Source organism: Sulfitobacter sp. 1A12779, assembly GCF_043557315.1.
In the GTDB taxonomy this organism is placed as follows: Bacteria; Pseudomonadota; Alphaproteobacteria; order Rhodobacterales; family Rhodobacteraceae; genus Sulfitobacter; species Sulfitobacter faviae.
Window position 1 is genome coordinate 168,024 of record NZ_JBIFFU010000008.1, and the last position, 17,646, is coordinate 185,669.

Consider the following 17,646-nt stretch of genomic DNA (forward strand, 5'->3'; position numbering starts at 1 on the left):
TCAGCCCCCCAGAAACGATTTGCGGACTTCAGGATCGGCCAAAAGCTCTTTGCCGGTGCCGGTAAAGGCATTCGCCCCCTGCACAAGCACATAGCCTTTGTCCGCGATTTCAAGCGCTTGACGGGCGTTCTGTTCGACCATCAGGATCGGGATGCCGGTGCGGGCGACCTCGATGATCCGGTCGAAAAGCTCGTCCATGACGATGGGGGAGACACCCGCCGTCGGCTCATCCAGCATTAGCACCTTGGGCTGGGTCATCAGCGCGCGACCCACGGCGACCTGCTGGCGTTGCCCGCCCGAAAGCTCGCCCGCCGCCTGATGGCGCTTTTCCTTGAGGATCGGGAAAAGGTCATAGACCTGCGCCATCGTATCGCGAAAATCATCGCGGCGGATGAAGGCGCCCATCTCAAGGTTCTCTTCGACCGACATGGAGGTGAAGATGTTCGAGGTCTGAGGCACGAAGCCCATGCCCTTGGCCACACGGTCCTGCGGGCTGAGTTCGGTGATGTCTTCACCATCCAGCCGCACATGGCCCTTGCGCATATCGAGCATGCCAAAGACCGCCTTCATGCCGGTCGACTTGCCCGCCCCGTTGGGGCCGACGATCACCGCGATCTCGCCGCGGTCCACGGCGATGGTGCAGTCATGCAGGATGTCGGGGCCGTTGCCGTAGCCCGCCGTCATGCCGTCACCAATCAGGAAAGGGCCGCCGGGGGCGGGGTGGGTTTTGCCGCTGGCCTTGGGCATGATGCTGCCTTGGCCCTTCGCGTTGCCGACCGACCAATCTTTGTTGCCGCGGTCGCCGTAGGGATCATTGCTCATGCGCCTACCTTGTCCTTGTTCTTCAGCCCGGTGCCGAGATAGGCCTCGATCACCTGTTCGTTCGCCTTGATCTCATCCAGCGTGCCTTCGGCCAGCACGTGGCCCTCGGCCATGCAGATCACCGGGTCGCAAAGGCGGCCGATGAAATCCATGTCATGCTCGATCACAACGAAGGTGTAATTGCGCTCTTGGTTAAGGCGGATGATGGCATCGCCGATGGTGTTCAGCAGCGTCCGGTTCACGCCCGCGCCGACCTCGTCGAGGAAGACGATTTTCGCGTCGACCATCATGGTGCGGCCAAGCTCCAACAGCTTTTTCTGCCCGCCCGAGATCTGGCCCGCTTTCTGTTCGGCCAGATGTTCGATGGTCAAAAACTCCAGCACCTCATCGGCCTTGGCCTTGAGCGCGCGTTCTTCATTGGCGATGCGTTTGGTGCCGAACCATGTGTTCCACAGCGTCTCGCCCGACTGGTTGCCCGGCACCATCATCAGGTTCTCGCGGCAGGACATCGAAGAAAACTCATGCGCGATCTGGAAAGTGCGCAGAAGCCCCTTGTGGAAAAGCTCATGCGGGGGCAGGCCGGTGATGTCCTCCCCATCCATGGTGACGCGGCCCGAAGTGGGCTGAAGCACGCCAGCAATTACGTTGAACAGCGTGGTTTTCCCCGCGCCATTTGGGCCGATCAAACCGGTGATCGATCCTTTCTCGATCGACAGGCTTGCCCCGTCGACGGCGTGAAACCCGCCGAAGTGTTTGTGTACGTCGTCTACGACGATCATATGTCCATCCCCGTGTCCGCCACCTTGTGGCTGGTTTTTATTGGTCGTCATATGGGCCGCGCAGGCAGATGCGCGCCGCCATACCTGTTTACAATGTGCTGAGATTCTTGGAAGGGACCGCTGCGGTCCTGATCTGAAGAAAGCCCTGCGCTGCCTTGTCAGAGGCAGATTGCGCCGCATTGCCGAAATCACGTTCAGCAAAATACATGCCCAAAGCCCTGACCGAGACGGCCATACGTTGCTTTTTCATCCTGTCCTCCCAGACGGGACGTGTTTTCCACGTCCTCAATAGGGGATTTGTACTGGCTGCATCCCCGGAAGAAAAGCGGATTTCCTAAGCAAAAGGCCCGATCGCACTGCGACCGGGCCTCTCTTAGCGGTTAGATGGTGGCGTGGATCAGCGGTAGCCGACTGTGACCATCTTGCCGTCTTTCATCTCGATCTCGCGGTAGTTGCCCGCGCTCTCGCCCGGTCCGATCAGCTCGACCGCCGAGGCGCCGACATAGTCCACGTCGCCGCCGTCTTTGATGATCTGAAGCGCCTTGCCCAGTTCACCCGGCAGGATTTTCTCACCCGGTGCGTTGGCGACTTCCATCACCTTTTCCTTGTACTCCGCCGGATCGTTGGAGCCTGCGGCCTGCATCGCCAGCAGCATCAGCGCCGCCGCGTCATAGGATTCAGGCGAGAAGGCGTTGGTCGGCTCGAAACCGGCTTCCTTGCCCATCTTCTTGTAGTTGTCCGGGCCTTCGCCAGCAGCACTCGGGTTCTGACCAAAGGAGCCATCCGCGATCTCGGCGAATTTCTCTTCCAACGTGTCAGAGACCATACCGTCGGGGAACATGAAGACGTCGAATGCACCGGCGTCCAGCGCACCGTTCACGATGCCCGCGCCACCTTGGTCGACATAGCCTGCCACGACCAGAACCTCACCACCGGCAGAGGCCAGCGCGCCGACTTCGGCGGAGTAGTCCGCTTTGCCGTCTTCATGCGAGGTGTTGATGGTCACGGTGCCGCCGGATTCCTTATAGGCGGTCTCAAAGCTGTCGGCCAAACCTTTACCATAGTCGTTGTTGGTATAGGTGACGGCGACTTCCTTGATGCCACGGTCGTTCAGGATGTCGGCCATGACCTGACCCTGACGTGCGTCCGACGGCGAGGTGCGGAAGAACAGGCCGTTGTCTTCGACGGTCGACAGGGCCGGGGATGTCGCGGAGGGCGAGATCATCACGATGCCGTTCGGAATGGCGACGTTTTGCAGCGAGGCGGTGGTTTCACCCGAGCACATGCCGCCCACGATGCCGCTCACGCGGTCGGAGGTGATCAGACGCTCAGCCGATGCCACAGCAAGGCCCGCGTCGATACAGCCGGTGTCGCCACGCTCGGACGAAACGGTGGCCCCGTCGAGGAACATGCCGCTCTCGTTAACCTCGGAAATCGCCAGTTCGGCACCGGCGGCCATGTCATTGGCCAGCGATTCCAGCGGGCCGGTGAAACCCAGCAGAATGCCGATTTTAGTGTCTTCCGCATGCGCGCCCGTGGCGAGCAGAGCAACGGCCGTTGTGGCCATCAGAATTTTTTTCATTTGGTACTCTCCCTTAGTTGAACTCTCGTTCTGATCGAACGTTAGGTCGTGGTTTCGAAAAAGAAAAGGCGATTTATAAAGTGTTTTTCGCGGGCAGGTTTTCGCGTGGACCGGGAACGATGGTGGAAATGGGCGGTGCGCTGGCTATGTCTTGATCCAAGCCCCCATGCCCAAAGGAGCCTGCCCATGACCCGCGCAAAACACCTCGCCACCGCCGCCTTCATCAGCCTTGGCAGCTTCTGCGCTGCGGGTGCCGCCACAGCGCAGAGCGGTCTCACGATCACCCCGATGGCCGAGGATCTCGAAGCCCCATGGGGCGTTGCCCCCTTGCCCGGTGGCGGTCTGTTGGTGACCGAGAAGGCCGGGCGGTTGCTCTACCAAAAGGACGACACGCGGCACGAAGTCTCGGGCCTGCCGGAGGTGGCCGTAGTCGGGCAGGGCGGTCTGTTGGACATCACCTTGGCCGGGGATTTCGAACAAAGCCGCCTGCTGTTCCTGACCTATGCCAAACCCCAAGAGGGCGGCGGCGCGGGGACCGCTCTGGCCAGCGCGCGTCTGTCAGAGGATAGCCGCAGTCTGGAAAACCTGACCGAGCTTTTCGCCATGAAGCCGGGCAGCAGCGGCGGCCAGCACTTCGGCTCGCGCGTGGTCGAGGCGCCGGATGGCACGCTGCTGGTGACAATCGGCGAACGCGGCGATCGTCCGGCGGCGCAGGACCGCAGCACCCATAACGGCAGCATCATCCGTGTGAACCGCGACGGCTCTGTCCCCGATGACAATCCCTTTGTCGACGCGCCCGACGTGCTGCCCGAAATCTGGTCCTACGGCCATCGCAACCCGCAAGGGGCGGGGCTGGATCTGGATGGGCGGCTTTGGGTGTCGGAACACGGGGCCAAGGGCGGGGATGAGGTCAACCGCATCACCAAGGGCACGAATTACGGCTGGCCGGTGATTTCCTACGGTGAGCACTATTCGGGCGCGAAGATCGGCGAGGGGAAGGCGAAAGAGGGGATGGCGCAGCCCGAATTCTACTGGGACCCTTCCATCGCGCCTGCGGGGCTGATGGTCTACTCCGGCGCGTTTTTCCCTGAATGGGAAGGTGACATCTTTGTCGGTTCGCTCAAGTTCGACTATATCGCCCGGCTAAGCGGCACGCCGCTGGAAGAGGTGGCGCAGATCAAAACTGCCGAGACCGCCCGCGTGCGGGATGTCGTCGAAGGGCCCGAGGGTGGGATCTGGTTCATCTCCGAGGTCAACGGCACCGTCTACCGGATCACGCCCTGACCCTCAGGCGGGCTGCCGGGTGGATTGGCTTCCGCGTTCGCGGTAGGGCGTGGTCTGGTAATGCGCCCGGTAGCATTTCGAGAAATGCGAGGGCGAGGCAAAGCCGCAGACCAGCGCCACGTTGATCACGCTCATATCCGTCTGCATCAACAGATTGCGCGCCTTTTGCAGCCGCAATTCCATATAATACCGTTTGGGGCTGCGGTTGAGGTAGCGGCGAAACAAACGCTCCAACTGCCGGGTCGACATGCCCACGTCACGGGCGAGGATGGAGGGGCTGATCGGCTCTTCGATATTGCGCTCCATCTGCTGAATCACTTGGGAAAGCTTGGGATGGCGCACGCCGATTCGCGTGGGCACCGACAGGCGCTGCGTGTCTTGGTCGGTGCGGATCGAGGAATAAATGAGCTGATCCGCCACGGCATTGGCCGTCTCCTCTCCATGATCATCGGCGATAAGTTTCAGCATCATGTCCAAAGAAGACGTGCCGCCCGCCGTGGTCAGCCGGTTGCCGTCCACCACGAAGACCGATTTCGTCAGGATCACCTCTTCGAATTCCTCGCCGAAACTGTCCTGATTCTCCCAATGGATCGTGGCGCGTTTGCCGTCGAGCAGCCCCGCTTTGGCCAGCGTATGCGCCGCGGTACAAAGCCCGCCAACAACCAGCCCCTTGCGCGCCTCGCGGCGCAGCCATGCCAGCAGCTTCTTGGTGGTCGCGGCCTGCACGCCGATGCCGCCGCAGATTATGATGGTATCGTCGCGGCCCAACTCCTCAAGCCCACCGTCCAGTGCGAACACCGCGCCGGATGAGCTTGCACAGGTCTCACCACTTTCGCCCACGACCTGCCATTCATAGACCTCGCGTTCGAGCATGCGGTTGGTGATCCGCAGGCATTCCACCGCCGAGGCAAAGCTCAGCAGGGTGAAATTCTCCAACAACACAAAGACGAAGCGCCGCGGCTTGTCGGTCTGGGGGGGCATGCGGGTGGCCGGGCGCGGTTGGGACATCACGGCGTCTTTCTATTCAGGTCGTCTCTGTCGACATGTGCCATGGCCGCCAGAACTTGCCGGAAACATTGCCCACGGGCCTCACGCCACGTCAATAGGGCGCATTTCGGTTCTGGTCACTTTCCCCGCGCCTTTGTATAGAGAAAGATCACGAAGCGCCGACACTCGGCGCTGTGGAGCGGAGTAGAAAGATGACAGACTGGAGCACCTCGAGCTGGCGCAGCAAACCGCGCGTCCAGATGCCCGATTACCCTGACCAAGCCGCATTGGAAGCGGTTGAGGCACAGCTGGCACGCTATCCGGTCCTCGTTTTTGCGGGCGAAGCACGCCGGTTGAAGAAACATCTGGCCGCCGCGGGCCGTGGCGAAGCCTTCCTTTTGCAGGGCGGCGACTGTGCGGAGAGCTTTGAGCAATTCAGTTCGGACGCCATTCGCGACACCTTCAAGGTGATGTTGCAGATGGCCATCGTGCTGACCCATGGGGCCAAGGTGCCGGTGATCAAACTGGGCCGCATGGCCGGTCAATTCGCCAAGCCGCGCTCGGCCCCGACCGAAGTGGTGGATGGCGTGGAACTGCCCAGCTACCGCGGCGATATCATCAACGATCTGGCCTTCAACGAAGCGGCGCGTATCCCCGACCCGCAGAAGATGCTGCGCGCCTATACGCAGGCCGCCGCCACGCTGAACCTGCTGCGCGCCTTCTCGACCGGGGGCTATGCCGATGTGCATCAGGTCCACGGCTGGACGCTGGGATTCACCGATGACGAAAAGGCCGAGAAATACCGTGAGATCGCCAACCGCATCTCTGACACGCTTGATTTCATGGCCGCCGCAGGGGTGACCGCCGAAACCGCGCATACGCTGCAATCGGTGGAATTCTACACCAGCCACGAGGCGCTGCTGCTGGAGTATGAAGAGGCGCTTTGCCGCCGTGACAGCCAAACCGGCAAATGGCTCGCGGGCTCCGGTCACATGATCTGGATCGGTGACCGCACGCGACAGCCCGACGGGGCGCATGTGGAGTTTGCCAGCGGCGTGCAAAACCCGATTGGCCTGAAGTGTGGTCCCTCGATGACCAGCGATGACCTCAAGCAGTTGATGGCCAAGCTGAACCCCGAGAATGAAGAGGGCCGTCTCACCCTGATCTCGCGCTTTGGTGCGGGGCAGGTGGGCGATCACCTGCCGCGTCTGATCAAGACCGTTCAGGAAGAGGGCGCCAACGTCGTCTGGACCTGTGACGCGATGCACGGCAACACGATCAAATCCTCGACCGGCTACAAGACCCGACCCTTCGATTCCGTGCTGCGCGAAGTGCATGAGTTCTTTGCCGTGCATAACGCCGAAGGTTCCGTCCCCGGCGGTGTGCATTTCGAGATGACCGGCCAAGACGTGACCGAATGCACCGGCGGTGTGCGGGCGGTCAGCGACGAAGACCTGTCCGATCGCTACCACACGGCCTGCGACCCGCGGCTCAACGCCAGCCAATCGCTGGAACTGGCCTTCCTCGTGGCCGAGGAACTGTCGAACCGCCGCGTGGCACAGACGGCGCGGGCGGCGGGGTAACAGCCTCGGCCTGCACTTGATTGTGACGAAAGAGACGCCGTCCCGCTAGTTGCGGGGCGGCGTTTTCACGTTCCGAGGGCGGCGGGCGGGCTATTCCTGCTCTGACTTCACCAGACGCAGATAGGGCGGGATGTCACCCGCCGGGGCGGCGGTGAAGCTTGCCTTCGGCTCTGCGAATCCGGTTTCGCGTGGCAAAAGCGGCTGCTGCAAGGGATCGGCATGGCACACAGGTTTGGCCACACCGCCAAAGGCGCTCTGCCGCGTGGCCTGCGCCAGATCGAAGCGCCGCGGGGTTTGGCCGATCTCCCCCAGCACGACGAGACAGCCCAGCACCCGACTGACATCGCCCAAATCGCTTTTCAGCGGCAAGAGCAGCATCCGCCCCGTCAAGGCAGGCCGCCCATAGCTCGCCGCCGCGCCCAAGTGCAGTGTGATCTGGCCGGGCATCTGAAACACTTCTTCCAGCGCTTCGCTGACGCGGGGGCGCGACTGCGTGCCGAAAAAGGCGGTGATCGGCATGCCGCGCACCTCCATCCCCATGAGATCGCGCAGATGGCCGCCCGCAATCCGCAACCGTCCGACACCCACGGCGACACGTTCGAGGATAAAGGCATATTCCAATGCCTGCTCGATCCCGCGCGGGTCGATATCCGACCGCCGCGGCATCAACCTGTTGCCGCGCAGGGCCTCCCAATAGGCTTCGACCTGCGCGAGCGGGCCATAGCCAACATGCGTCCGATGATCTGACATGGCGACAACATTCTGCGCGGTGTGGCCTGTATTGCCCATTGAAACTCACCCATAAGGACTTGGCCAATACAGCAGCCGTTTTGAAACGACAGCGGCACAATGCGGCCGAAATGATTACCAAATCATTAATACCGCAGACGGTTAAGGAATTCGTCATGCTTTCGCTGAAATGGTTAACGCGTGAGCCAAGGGATCCGCCGGGCCGAGGGGGCGGGGGCTTGCCCCTCGCGGGGGTTTCGCCGTAAGGCAGGACATGACCGCCCTTGCAAGGAACGCGCCGATGATCAGGTCCATGACAGGTTTCGCCTCTGCCTCCGGCGCTTTGGAGGATTGGAGCTGGTCTTGGGAGCTGCGCGCGGTCAATGGCAAAGGGCTCGACCTGCGGCTGCGCGTGCCCGATTGGGTCGAGGGGCTTGAGGCCGCCCTGCGCAAGCAAATTTCGGCGGAGGTGGCGCGGGGCAATCTCACCTGCAACCTGCGCATCTCCTCGGCTGAGAGTGACGGCAGCTTGCAGATCAACGAGGCGCATGTCGACACGCTGCTGACCGTTCTGCATGAGATCGAGGCCCGTGCGATGGATGCCGGCGTATCGCTGGCGCCCTCGCGGGCGAGCGACATTCTTTCCATGCGCGGTGTGTTGGAACAGGCCGATCAGGCACAGGACATCGACGCACTGCGCGCCGCTCTGCTGGCGGAAGTGCCGACCCTGCTGCGCGATTTCAACGAGATGCGCGCGCAGGAAGGCGCGGCGCTGGCCAGTGTAATGCAAGAGCAGTTGACCGAGGTCGAAAACCTCGCTGCCGAAGCCGCCGCATTGGCCGAGGCCCGTAAGGAAGAAACCGCTGCCCAGTTGCGCCGCAACCTTGCCCGCGTGCTCGACAACAGTGAGGGCGCGGATGCAGACCGGATGGCGCAGGAACTGGCCTTGATCGCGGTCAAAGCCGATGTCACCGAAGAGATCGACCGCCTCGCCGCCCATGTCGCCGCCGCGCGTGCGCTGATCGGGCAGGGCGGGCCGGTGGGGCGCAAGCTGGATTTCCTGATGCAGGAATTCAACCGCGAAGCCAACACGCTCTGCTCCAAGGCGCAGAGCACCGAATTGACGACTGTCGGTCTGGCCCTGAAGGCGGTGATCGACCAAATGCGCGAACAAGTGCAAAATGTGGAGTAAGACGTGACAAACCCAAGCCGACGCGGCCTTCTGATCATCCTCAGTTCCCCCTCCGGGGCGGGCAAATCGACCATGGCCCGCGCCCTGCGCGCATGGGATCCGACGATCAACTTCTCGGTCTCCGCCACCACCCGCGCCCCCCGCCCGGGCGAAGAGGACGGCAAGGATTACCGTTTTGTCGGCGAAGAGGAATTCCGTCAGGCCGTGGCCGAGGGCGAAATGCTGGAACACGCCCATGTTTTCGGCAACTTCTACGGCTCCCCCAAAGCCCCCGTGCAGGCGGCGATTGATGAGGGGCAGGACATCCTTTTCGACATCGACTGGCAGGGCGCACAGCAGATCCGCAACTCCGACCTGAACACCCACACGCTGTCGATCTTCCTGCTGCCGCCCTCGATCACCGAGTTGAAGCGCCGTTTGGAAAGCCGGGGCCAAGACGATGCCGAAACCATCGCCAAGCGCATGGGCAAAAGCTGGGATGAGATCAGCCATTGGGACGGCTATGACTTCGTGCTGGTGAACGACGATCTCGACCAGACCGAGGCGCGGCTGAAGTCCATCATCACCGCCGCCCGTCTGCGGCTGAGCCAACAGCCCGCCATCAAGGACCACGTTCGCCGTCTGCAATCCGAATTCGAGGAATTGAAATGACCCTCTACGCCCTCGCCGATGCCCGCCCCGAAGTCTCCCCCGATGCATGGGTCGCCCCTGACGCCAATGTCATCGGCAAGGTGACGCTCGGCCCCGAAGCCTCAGTTTGGTTTGGCAGCACCCTGCGCGGCGACAATGAGATGATCACCGTGGGCCGCGGCAGCAATGTGCAAGAGAATTGCGTCTTTCACACTGATATGGGCTATCCGCTGTCCGTGGGCGAAGATTGCACCATCGGCCATAAGGTCATGCTGCACGGCTGCACCATCGGCGACAACTCTCTGATCGGCATGGGGGCCACGGTGCTGAATGGTGCCAAGATCGGCAAAAACTGCTTGATCGGGGCAGGGGCGCTGATCACCGAAAACAAGGTGATCCCCGATGGGTCGCTCGTCATGGGCGTACCGGGGAAAGTGGTGCGTGAGCTTGATGCGCAGGCGATCCAACAGTTGACCGCGAGCGCCAAACACTATGCCGAGAACGCCGCGCGCTTCCGCCGCGATCTCGAACCGCTCTGACATGGGCAGCACCGCCGTAACCCTTTCCGATGTGGTGGCGGCGCTGCCGCTGCCAAGCGTGGCCATCAATGCCGAAGAGCGGATCACCGTTCTGAACGCGCCTGCCGAGGATTTGCTGGGCAAGGGGCTGCTGGGCCGCCATTTCGTCACCGCGCTGCGCCAGCCGGGGCTGGTCGAAGCGGTCGAGCGCTGTCTCGCGGGTGCGGGGGCCTGCCAAGCGCGCTTTACCAGCACCGGCGGCGAACATGGCACCACCTATGACGTCAGCCTGCGCCCGGTGGGGGACCACGGGATTGTCCTGCTCAGTTTCAACGATGTGACGGAGATGGCGCAGGCAGGCCAGATGCGCCGCGATTTCGTGGCCAATGTGAGCCATGAGTTGCGCACCCCGCTCACCGCGCTCATCGGCTTCATTGATACGCTGCAAGGCCCGGCACGCGACGACACGGCGGCGCGCGAGCGGTTTCTGGGGATCATGGCGCAAGAAGCCGAACGAATGAACCGGCTGGTGGGGGAGCTTTTGTCGCTCAGCCGGGTCGAGGCCGAAGAGCGCGTGCGCCCCGAGGCCCCGGTTGATCTGCGTGATGTGCTGCGCGGCACCCTGCGCAACCTCGCGCCGCTGGCGGTCGATAGCAATGTGACACTGGCGCCCAAACTGGGCGATGCGCCGGCCCTTGTGCTAGGTGATGCGGATCAATTGGTGCAGGTCTGTACCAATCTCATCGAGAACGCGATTAAATATGGCGGGCGCGACAACCGGGTCGAGATTTCGGTCGCACACACGGCCCATGATCCGGCGATGCGCGGCCCTGCGGTCTATGTCAATGTGCGCGACCACGGTCCCGGGATCGACGCGATTCACCTGCCGCGGCTGACCGAACGGTTCTACCGGGTCGACAGCCACCGCAGCCGTGCGCTTGGCGGAACGGGGCTGGGTCTGGCCATCGTCAAACACATCATGAATCGCCACCGCGGGCGGCTCAAGATCACCAGCACCCCCGGCGAAGGGGCCGAATTCCGCGTGATTCTGCCAATGAAACCGGGTTCTGACTGATCTTCGCAGAAATTTGGTGATTCAGGCCGACTGTCATGAAACTGTAACGTTGCTGTCACAAAAGCACAGCACCGCCTTCATAGACGGGGCGCAGATCACCATGGGGTGGTCACCAATTCGCATCTGACAGGAGATATCATGTCACTCGCAAAACTCACCACTTCCGCCCTGGCGATTGCCGCCGTATCCGCAACCGCTGCTGCCGCGCGTGACCAAGTACAGGTTGCCGGTTCCTCGACCGTGCTGCCCTATGCCTCCATCGTCGCCGAAGCCTTTGGCGAGAACTTCGACTTCCCGACACCGGTCGTGGAATCGGGCGGCTCCTCGGCTGGCCTCAAGCGCTTCTGCGAAGGCGTGGGCGAGAACACCATCGACGTGGCCAATGCCTCGCGCCAGATCAAGGACGCCGAAGTGGCGGCCTGTGCCGAGAACGGCGTGACCGACATTATCGAAGTGCGCATCGGCTATGACGGCATCGTCTTTGCCTCCGACATCAATGGCGAGACCTTCGAGTTCACGCCGGTCGATTGGTACAAAGCCCTCTCCGCCAAAGTTGTCGTCGACGGCGAAGTGACAGAAAACCCCTATACCACATGGGATCAGGTCAACCCCGACTTCCCCGCCCAGCCGATCCAAGCCTTCATCCCCGGCACCAAACACGGCACGCGCGAAGTGTTTGAAGACAAGGTGATCCTCGCGGGCTGCGAAGAAACCGGTGATTTCGAAGCCTTCCTCGAAGCCGCAGATGGCGACAAGAAAGCCGCCGAGAAAGAGTGCATCAGCCTGCGCACCGACGGCAAGTCCGTGGACATCGACGGCGACTACACCGAGACTCTGGCGCGCATCGAAAGCAACCAAGACGGCATCGGCGTCTTCGGTCTGGCCTTCTACGAGAACAACACCGACAAGCTGCAAGTTGCCACCATGGGCGGCGTCGAGCCAACCACCGAGAGCATCGCCTCGGGCGACTACCCCGTGTCGCGCCCGCTGTTCTTCTACGTCAAGAAAGCCCACCTCGGCGTGATCCCCGGCCTGAAGGAATACGCTGAGTTCTTCGTCGCCGACGAAGTTGCCGGCCCCGACGGCCCGCTGGCCGAATACGGTCTGGTCTCCGACCCTGAACTGGCCGACACCCAGTCCGTGGTTGCCGATGAGACCGTGATGGGCAGCGGCTCCTAAGCCTTTACCCTTATCGCCGGGGGCGGGTGACTGCCCCCGGTTTTTCGCTTTTTGATCCACCGGGGGACATGTGGGACAAATACTGACAACAGGCGCGGTGCTGCCGCTGGTCATCCTGATCGCGGCACTGGCACTGGGCGGGTATTTCCTTGCGCGGCGTCGGGCTTTGGCCTCTGCCCAAGGCGACAGCCGCAAGCTGCATTCGCTGCCAAGCTACTACGGCTATAATGCGGTGATGAGCGTGGCGGTGCCCGCGCTTTTGGTTTTGGGCATCTGGCTGCTGGTTCAGCCGATGCTGGTGCAATCTTCGGTGGTTGATATGATCCCCGCCGAGGCTGTGCCCGAAGGCTCCTCCGTCAATCTGATCATGAGCGATGTGCGCCGTCTGGCCGATGGGCTGGACGCGGCCGTCTCCTCCGGCGCGCTTAGCGCCGCCGATGCGACCGATCTTTCCGCCGTCGATGACCTGCGCGCATGGCTGGGCGAACAGGGCGTTGCCTTGGGCGCCGAGATTAGCCCCGAGGTGCTGCAAGCTGCGCAGGCTTACCGCGAGATGACGGCGACGGGCAATTTCTGGCGCAACATCATCGTGGCGCTGATCGCCTTGGCCGGGCTGGCCATGGTCTACCGCGAAACCGATGCCACCTTCCGCGCCCGCAACCGGGTCGAAGGGGGCGTGAAGGCGCTGCTGATCCTCGCTGCGTCGCTCGCGATCCTGACCACCGTGGGCATCGTGCTGTCGATGCTGTTCGAGACGATCAATTTCTTCAACCTGCATCCATGGACCGACTTCTTCTTCGGCTCCTCTTGGGCACCGAACTTCCGCGGCGACAGTGACCTCTCGATCCTGCCGCTGCTTTGGGGGACGCTATATATCTCGCTCATCGCGCTGCTGGTGGCCGTGCCCATCGGGCTTTTCGCCGCGATCTATCTCAGCGAATACGCAGGCCGCAAGGTGCGCGCCACGGCCAAGCCGCTGCTCGAAATCCTCGCAGGCATCCCGACAATCGTTTACGGCCTTTTCGCGCTGCTGACGGTTGGGCCGTTCCTCGTCCAAGTCTTCGGGCGCGGGGAAGAAGGGCTTTTGGGCGTCGATTGGATGTCGGGGGCGACCTCGGTCCTGACCGCCGGGCTGGTCATGGGCATCATGTTGATCCCCTTCGTCTCTTCCCTGTCGGACGACATCATCAACGCGGTGCCGCAATCGCTGCGCGACGGCTCCTTCGGGCTGGGCGCGACCCAATCCGAAACGATCCGCCAAGTGGTGCTGCCTGCCGCGTTGCCGGGCATCGTGGGCGCCGTGCTGCTGGCCGCGAGCCGCGCCATCGGTGAGACCATGATCGTGGTGCTGGGGGCAGGGGCCATCGCCCGCATCTCGGCCAATCCACTGGAGGCCATGACCACCATCACCACCCGCATCGTCAGCCAGTTGACCGGGGACAGCGATTTCGCCAGCCCCGAGACGCTGGTAGCCTTCGCCCTTGGCCTGACCCTTTTCGTCCTGACCTTGGGCCTGAACGTGTTGGCCCTCTACATCGTGCGCAAATACCGGGAGCAGTACGAATGAGCGATATCCCCAACCCCGCAGCCCCCATCGCAGACCCGCGCGGAGCCTCACTGCTGGTCCAAGACGGGCGCACCAAACGCCGCAACGCTGCCGAGGGCCGTTTCAAGCTCTATGGCATCATCGCCATCGTCATTGGCCTGCTGATGCTGCTGACGCTGCTCTTCACCATCATCTCGCGCGGGACCGGCGCGTTTCAGCAGACCTATGTGACGCTTTCCGTGCCGCTTTTGGAAGACAAGCTCGACAAGAATGGCAACCGCGATTTGGAAGACATCAAGAAGGTCTCGACCTTCGGATATTCACCGCTGCTGAAAGCTGCCTTTGAAAACAAGGTCGAAGCGGGTGAGGTCGAGACCGATCTTAAGCCCAAGGCGATGGCAGATATCCTGTCGAAAGACGCCGCCGCCCAGTTGCGCAACTACGTCTTGGCCAACCCCGATCTGATCGGCACGAATGCCGAGTTCGAGTTCCTGACCAACAGCCGTGTCGATGGCTACCTCAAGGGCCGCGTGACCCGCGAAAGCATCGCCAATGATAAGAACATCAGTGCCGAGCAGCTTGATCTGGTTGACGCGTTTATCGCCGACGGCAGCATCGAAAAGCGGTTCAACCTCGACTTCATCACAGGCGCCGACGCCTCTGACGCGCGGCCCGAAGCGGCGGGCATGGGCGTGTCGATGATCGGCTCTTTCGCGATGATGCTGGTGGTGCTGGTGCTGGCGCTGCCCGTCGGGGTCGCCGCCTCGATCTACCTCGAAGAATTCGCGCCTAAGAACTGGATCACCGACATCATCGAAGTGAACATCTCGAACCTCGCCGCAGTGCCCTCGATCGTCTTTGGTATCCTTGGCCTTGCGGTGTTCATCAACTACATGCACCTGCCGAACTCGGCCCCGCTGGTGGGCGGTCTGGTGCTGACGCTGATGACCCTGCCGACGATCATCATCTCGACCCGCGCCTCGCTGAAATCGGTGCCGCCCTCGATCCGCGACGCGGCGCTTGGGGTAGGGGCCTCGAAAATGCAATCGGTGTTCCACCATGTGCTGCCCCTCGCCGCGCCGGGCATCCTGACAGGGACGATCATCGGGCTTGCCCAAGCCCTTGGCGAAACGGCACCTTTGCTGCTGATCGGCATGGTTGGCTTCATCGCTTCCAACCCGCCCGACAGCATCGCCGAAGGGCTGATGGCCCCGAACTCCGCCATGCCGGCCCAGATCTACGAATGGGCCAAACGCGCCGACCCGGCCTTCTACGAACGCGCTTGGGGCGGTATCATCATCTTGCTGGTGTTCCTGATCACGATGAATGCCATCGCCGTGCTGCTGCGCCGCCGCTTTGAGCGTCGCTGGTAAACCAAGGACGGGACCATGAAAGACAACAGATATTCGGAGAGTGACGTGACAACCCAACCCGTCAAGATCGCGGCCCGCAACGTGCAGGTCTACTACGGTGACAGCCACGCCATTCGCGACGTGGACATCGACATCAACGACAAGACCGTGACCGCCTTTATCGGCCCTTCGGGCTGCGGCAAATCGACTTTTCTGCGTTGTATCAACAGGATGAACGACACAATTGATGTGGCCCGCGTGACCGGCGACATCCGCATCGATGGCGAAGACATCTATGACAAACGGGTCGACCCGGTGCAGCTGCGCGCCAAAGTGGGCATGGTCTTTCAAAAGCCAAACCCCTTCCCAAAGTCGATCTACGACAACGTGGCCTACGGCCCGCGCATCCACGGGCTGGCCCGCAATAAGGCCGACCTCGACGATATCGTCGAACAGGCCCTGCGCCGGGGCGCGATCTGGAACGAGGTGAAGGACCGTCTGCACGCACCGGGCACCGGCCTGTCGGGCGGCCAACAGCAGCGTCTGTGCATCGCCCGCGCCGTGGCAACCGAACCCGAAGTGCTTTTGATGGACGAACCATGCTCGGCTCTCGACCCCATCGCCACCGCGCAAGTCGAGGAATTGATTGACGAATTGCGGCAGAACTACTCCGTCGTGATCGTCACGCACTCCATGCAACAGGCCGCGCGGGTGAGCCAGAAAACCGCCTTTTTCCACCTCGGCAACCTCGTGGAATTTGGCGACACCGACGACATCTTCACGCGGCCCCAAGACCCGCGCACCGAAAGCTACATCACCGGCCGTATTGGATAATATCATGTCAGATCAACACATTGCATCAGCATTCGACCGCGATCTGGAAGCCGTTCAGGCGCAGATCCTCAAAATGGGCGGGCTGGTCGAAGACGCCATTCGCCGCGGCGCGCAATCGCTGGAAACCCGCGACCAAGAGCTCGCCAATGAGGTGCGGGCAGGGGACAAGGCCATCGACGGGCTGGAAGAGCAGATCAACGAAAGCGCCGCCCGTGTCATCGCGCTGCGCGCGCCCACGGCGATCGACCTGCGTCTGACACTGAGCGTCATCAAGATTAGCGCCAACCTCGAACGTATTGGCGACTATGCAAAAAACATGGCCAAGCGCACCAGCGTCTTGAACCAGATGGAGCCGGTGAGCGACAGCACCGGCGCGATCCGCCGCATGGCTGGTGCGGTCGAGGCAATGCTGAAAGATGCGCTCGACGCCTATATTCAGCGCGACGCAGACCTCGCGCGGGATGTGATCACCCGCGACGAAGATGTTGACCAGATGTATAACGCGCTCTTCCGCGAATTCCTGACCTTTATGATGGAAGACCCGCGCAGCATCACCGCCTGTATGCATCTGCATTTCATCGCCAAAAACGTCGAACGTATGGGTGACCATGTGACCGCCATCGCCGAGCAGGTTGTCTATCTGGTGACCGGTGAGACCCCCGAGGACGACCGGCCCAAGGCCGACCGCACTTCGATCACCGCGAAGGACTGAGACGATGGACGTCACACGACCGCAAGTTCTGCTGGTAGAAGATGAACCCGCGCAACGTGAGGTACTGGCCTATAACCTCGAAGCCGAAGGCTTTGAGGTGCGCCGGGCCGAAGACGGCGAAGAAGCCATGCTTCTGGTCTCAGAGGCTGCGCCGGATTTGGTGATCCTCGATTGGATGATGCCCTTGATGAGCGGCATCGAAGTTTGCCGCCAGCTCAAATCGCGCGAGGCGACGCGGCACATTCCGGTCATCATGCTCTCAGCGCGCTCTGAGGAAGTGGATACTGTGCGGGGGCTCGAAACCGGCGCGGATGACTATGTGATCAAGCCGTACAACCTGCGCGAACTCATGGCCCGTGTGCGCACGCAGTTGCGCCGCACACGTCCCGCAGCCGCAGGCGCGCTGCTGAGCTTTGACGACATCCAGCTCGACCCGGAGCGTCACCGCGTGAGCCGCGCGGGTAACGAGCTGAAACTGGGGCCGACGGAGTATCGGCTTCTGACGACGCTGCTGGAAAAACCCGGGCGCGTGTTCAGCCGCGATCAACTGCTCGACCACGTTTGGGGCCGCGACATCTATGTCGACACGCGCACGGTGGACGTTCATATCGCGCGTTTGCGCAAAGCATTGACGCGCGAAGGTGGTGGAGACCCGATCCGAACCGTGCGCGGTGCGGGTTACGCCTTGGGTTAAACTGTCTCATCTCCTCTCAGGACGTCTCTTATTTACATAATTATGATTATAAGTTTTACATATGTAGCCGCGGCACATTCTAAACTGGGTTGCGACACTTCCGGTATCTTGCTGAAAAAGCAAGGAGAACAGACATGGCACATACAGA

General features: G+C 61.9%; 18 protein-coding genes. 12 read left to right on the plus strand and 6 right to left on the minus strand.

All coding sequences use genetic code 11. The features are described from left to right. The 4 genes from ACGYLQ_RS11675 to ACGYLQ_RS11690 form a co-directional block, all read right to left on the minus strand. Positions 1-822: an ABC transporter ATP-binding protein gene (locus tag ACGYLQ_RS11675; RefSeq protein ID WP_271687269.1), complete on the minus strand. Its 822-nt coding sequence runs from the start codon at positions 820-822 to the stop codon at positions 1-3. Then, the gene (locus ACGYLQ_RS11680; protein ID WP_067266791.1) at positions 819-1,601 is read right to left on the minus strand and encodes an ABC transporter ATP-binding protein; all 783 of its coding nucleotides are present in this window, start codon (positions 1,599-1,601) and stop codon (positions 819-821) included. Before ACGYLQ_RS11680 ends, ACGYLQ_RS11675 begins: the two co-directional genes overlap by 4 nt. An 88-nt stretch (positions 1,602-1,689) precedes the next feature. Further along, positions 1,690-1,851, minus strand: a complete 162-nt coding sequence (locus tag ACGYLQ_RS11685; protein ID WP_394443119.1) for a hypothetical protein — start codon at positions 1,849-1,851, stop codon at positions 1,690-1,692. 147 nt (positions 1,852-1,998) lie between these two features. Further along, a complete protein-coding gene (locus tag ACGYLQ_RS11690; RefSeq protein WP_067266789.1) occupies positions 1,999-3,183 on the minus strand; it encodes an ABC transporter substrate-binding protein in 1,185 nt (394 codons plus the stop codon). A 186-nt stretch (positions 3,184-3,369) separates the two neighbouring features. Here ACGYLQ_RS11690 and ACGYLQ_RS11695 point away from each other — a divergent pair, with 186 nt between their 5' ends. Then, positions 3,370-4,467 (plus strand): PQQ-dependent sugar dehydrogenase, encoded by a 1,098-nt coding sequence (locus tag ACGYLQ_RS11695; RefSeq protein WP_394443121.1) that lies wholly within the window; start codon positions 3,370-3,372, stop codon positions 4,465-4,467. Positions 4,468-4,470: 3 nt separating this feature from the next. Here ACGYLQ_RS11695 and ACGYLQ_RS11700 read toward each other — a convergent pair whose 3' ends face one another. After that, positions 4,471-5,475: a GlxA family transcriptional regulator gene (locus ACGYLQ_RS11700; RefSeq protein ID WP_394443123.1), complete on the minus strand. Its 1,005-nt coding sequence runs from the start codon at positions 5,473-5,475 to the stop codon at positions 4,471-4,473. A 191-nt stretch (positions 5,476-5,666) separates the two neighbouring features. Between ACGYLQ_RS11700 and ACGYLQ_RS11705 the strand changes: the two genes are divergently transcribed. Next, the gene (locus ACGYLQ_RS11705) at positions 5,667-7,037 is read left to right on the plus strand and encodes a class II 3-deoxy-7-phosphoheptulonate synthase (protein ID WP_271687274.1); all 1,371 of its coding nucleotides are present in this window, start codon (positions 5,667-5,669) and stop codon (positions 7,035-7,037) included. A gap of 90 nt (positions 7,038-7,127) precedes the next feature. On the opposite strand, the gene ACGYLQ_RS11710 is transcribed toward ACGYLQ_RS11705, so the two are convergent. Beyond that, entirely contained in the window at positions 7,128-7,826 is a 699-nt protein-coding gene (locus tag ACGYLQ_RS11710; protein ID WP_394443125.1) for a PAS domain-containing protein, read from the minus strand. Positions 7,827-8,067: 241 nt separating this feature from the next. Between ACGYLQ_RS11710 and ACGYLQ_RS11715 the strand changes: the two genes are divergently transcribed. The 10 genes from ACGYLQ_RS11715 (at position 8,068) to phoB (ending at position 17,498) form a co-directional block, all read left to right on the plus strand. Next, positions 8,068-8,958 carry a YicC/YloC family endoribonuclease gene (locus tag ACGYLQ_RS11715; RefSeq protein WP_394443127.1) on the plus strand — a complete coding sequence of 297 codons (891 nt, stop codon included), beginning with the start codon at positions 8,068-8,070 and terminating at the stop codon, positions 8,956-8,958. 3 nt (positions 8,959-8,961) lie between these two features. Then, on the plus strand, positions 8,962-9,609 hold the full coding sequence (gene gmk, locus ACGYLQ_RS11720; RefSeq protein ID WP_394401072.1) for a guanylate kinase: 648 nt from the start codon (positions 8,962-8,964) through the stop codon (positions 9,607-9,609). Next, positions 9,606-10,127: a gamma carbonic anhydrase family protein gene (locus tag ACGYLQ_RS11725; RefSeq protein WP_209217795.1), complete on the plus strand. Its 522-nt coding sequence runs from the start codon at positions 9,606-9,608 to the stop codon at positions 10,125-10,127. The genes gmk and ACGYLQ_RS11725 overlap by 4 nt, the downstream gene beginning before the upstream one ends. Before the next feature lies 1 nt (position 10,128). Beyond that, positions 10,129-11,181, plus strand: coding sequence for an ATP-binding protein (locus ACGYLQ_RS11730; protein ID WP_394443137.1), 1,053 nt, complete (start codon positions 10,129-10,131; stop codon positions 11,179-11,181). A 138-nt stretch (positions 11,182-11,319) separates the two neighbouring features. Continuing rightward, on the plus strand, positions 11,320-12,360 hold the full coding sequence (locus ACGYLQ_RS11735) for a substrate-binding domain-containing protein (protein WP_394443129.1): 1,041 nt from the start codon (positions 11,320-11,322) through the stop codon (positions 12,358-12,360). Positions 12,361-12,430: 70 nt separating this feature from the next. Next, positions 12,431-13,927 (plus strand): phosphate ABC transporter permease subunit PstC, encoded by a 1,497-nt coding sequence (pstC, locus tag ACGYLQ_RS11740; protein ID WP_394443131.1) that lies wholly within the window; start codon positions 12,431-12,433, stop codon positions 13,925-13,927. Continuing rightward, entirely contained in the window at positions 13,924-15,279 is a 1,356-nt protein-coding gene (pstA, locus tag ACGYLQ_RS11745) for a phosphate ABC transporter permease PstA (protein ID WP_394443133.1), read from the plus strand. Before pstC ends, pstA begins: the two co-directional genes overlap by 4 nt. A gap of 15 nt (positions 15,280-15,294) precedes the next feature. Next, a complete protein-coding gene (gene pstB / locus ACGYLQ_RS11750) occupies positions 15,295-16,092 on the plus strand; it encodes a phosphate ABC transporter ATP-binding protein PstB (protein WP_067266771.1) in 798 nt (265 codons plus the stop codon). 4 nt (positions 16,093-16,096) lie between these two features. Beyond that, a complete protein-coding gene (gene phoU / locus ACGYLQ_RS11755) occupies positions 16,097-16,804 on the plus strand; it encodes a phosphate signaling complex protein PhoU (protein WP_394443135.1) in 708 nt (235 codons plus the stop codon). A gap of 4 nt (positions 16,805-16,808) precedes the next feature. After that, positions 16,809-17,498: a phosphate regulon transcriptional regulator PhoB gene (gene phoB, locus ACGYLQ_RS11760; protein WP_067266767.1), complete on the plus strand. Its 690-nt coding sequence runs from the start codon at positions 16,809-16,811 to the stop codon at positions 17,496-17,498. Positions 17,499-17,646: the final 148 nt, after the last annotated feature.

What these genes read in the sequence shown, in the direction of transcription:
- ACGYLQ_RS11710 (WP_394443125.1), bottom strand. Translation starts at nt 7,826, where the DNA reads ATGGGCAATACAGGCCACACCGCGCAGAATGTTGTCGCCATGTCAGAT.
- ACGYLQ_RS11715 (WP_394443127.1), top strand. Translation starts at nt 8,068, where the DNA reads ATGATCAGGTCCATGACAGGTTTCGCCTCTGCCTCCGGCGCTTTGGAG.
- pstB (WP_067266771.1), top strand. Translation starts at nt 15,295, where the DNA reads ATGAAAGACAACAGATATTCGGAGAGTGACGTGACAACCCAACCCGTC.
- ACGYLQ_RS11675 (WP_271687269.1), bottom strand. Translation starts at nt 822, where the DNA reads ATGAGCAATGATCCCTACGGCGACCGCGGCAACAAAGATTGGTCGGTC.
- phoU (WP_394443135.1), top strand. Translation starts at nt 16,097, where the DNA reads ATGTCAGATCAACACATTGCATCAGCATTCGACCGCGATCTGGAAGCC.
- ACGYLQ_RS11705 (WP_271687274.1), top strand. Translation starts at nt 5,667, where the DNA reads ATGACAGACTGGAGCACCTCGAGCTGGCGCAGCAAACCGCGCGTCCAG.
- phoB (WP_067266767.1), top strand. Translation starts at nt 16,809, where the DNA reads ATGGACGTCACACGACCGCAAGTTCTGCTGGTAGAAGATGAACCCGCG.
- pstA (WP_394443133.1), top strand. Translation starts at nt 13,924, where the DNA reads ATGAGCGATATCCCCAACCCCGCAGCCCCCATCGCAGACCCGCGCGGA.
- ACGYLQ_RS11680 (WP_067266791.1), bottom strand. Translation starts at nt 1,601, where the DNA reads ATGATCGTCGTAGACGACGTACACAAACACTTCGGCGGGTTTCACGCC.
- ACGYLQ_RS11730 (WP_394443137.1), top strand. Translation starts at nt 10,129, where the DNA reads ATGGGCAGCACCGCCGTAACCCTTTCCGATGTGGTGGCGGCGCTGCCG.
- ACGYLQ_RS11735 (WP_394443129.1), top strand. Translation starts at nt 11,320, where the DNA reads ATGTCACTCGCAAAACTCACCACTTCCGCCCTGGCGATTGCCGCCGTA.
- ACGYLQ_RS11700 (WP_394443123.1), bottom strand. Translation starts at nt 5,475, where the DNA reads ATGTCCCAACCGCGCCCGGCCACCCGCATGCCCCCCCAGACCGACAAG.
- ACGYLQ_RS11695 (WP_394443121.1), top strand. Translation starts at nt 3,370, where the DNA reads ATGACCCGCGCAAAACACCTCGCCACCGCCGCCTTCATCAGCCTTGGC.
- ACGYLQ_RS11690 (WP_067266789.1), bottom strand. Translation starts at nt 3,183, where the DNA reads ATGAAAAAAATTCTGATGGCCACAACGGCCGTTGCTCTGCTCGCCACG.
- ACGYLQ_RS11685 (WP_394443119.1), bottom strand. Translation starts at nt 1,851, where the DNA reads ATGAAAAAGCAACGTATGGCCGTCTCGGTCAGGGCTTTGGGCATGTAT.
- ACGYLQ_RS11725 (WP_209217795.1), top strand. Translation starts at nt 9,606, where the DNA reads ATGACCCTCTACGCCCTCGCCGATGCCCGCCCCGAAGTCTCCCCCGAT.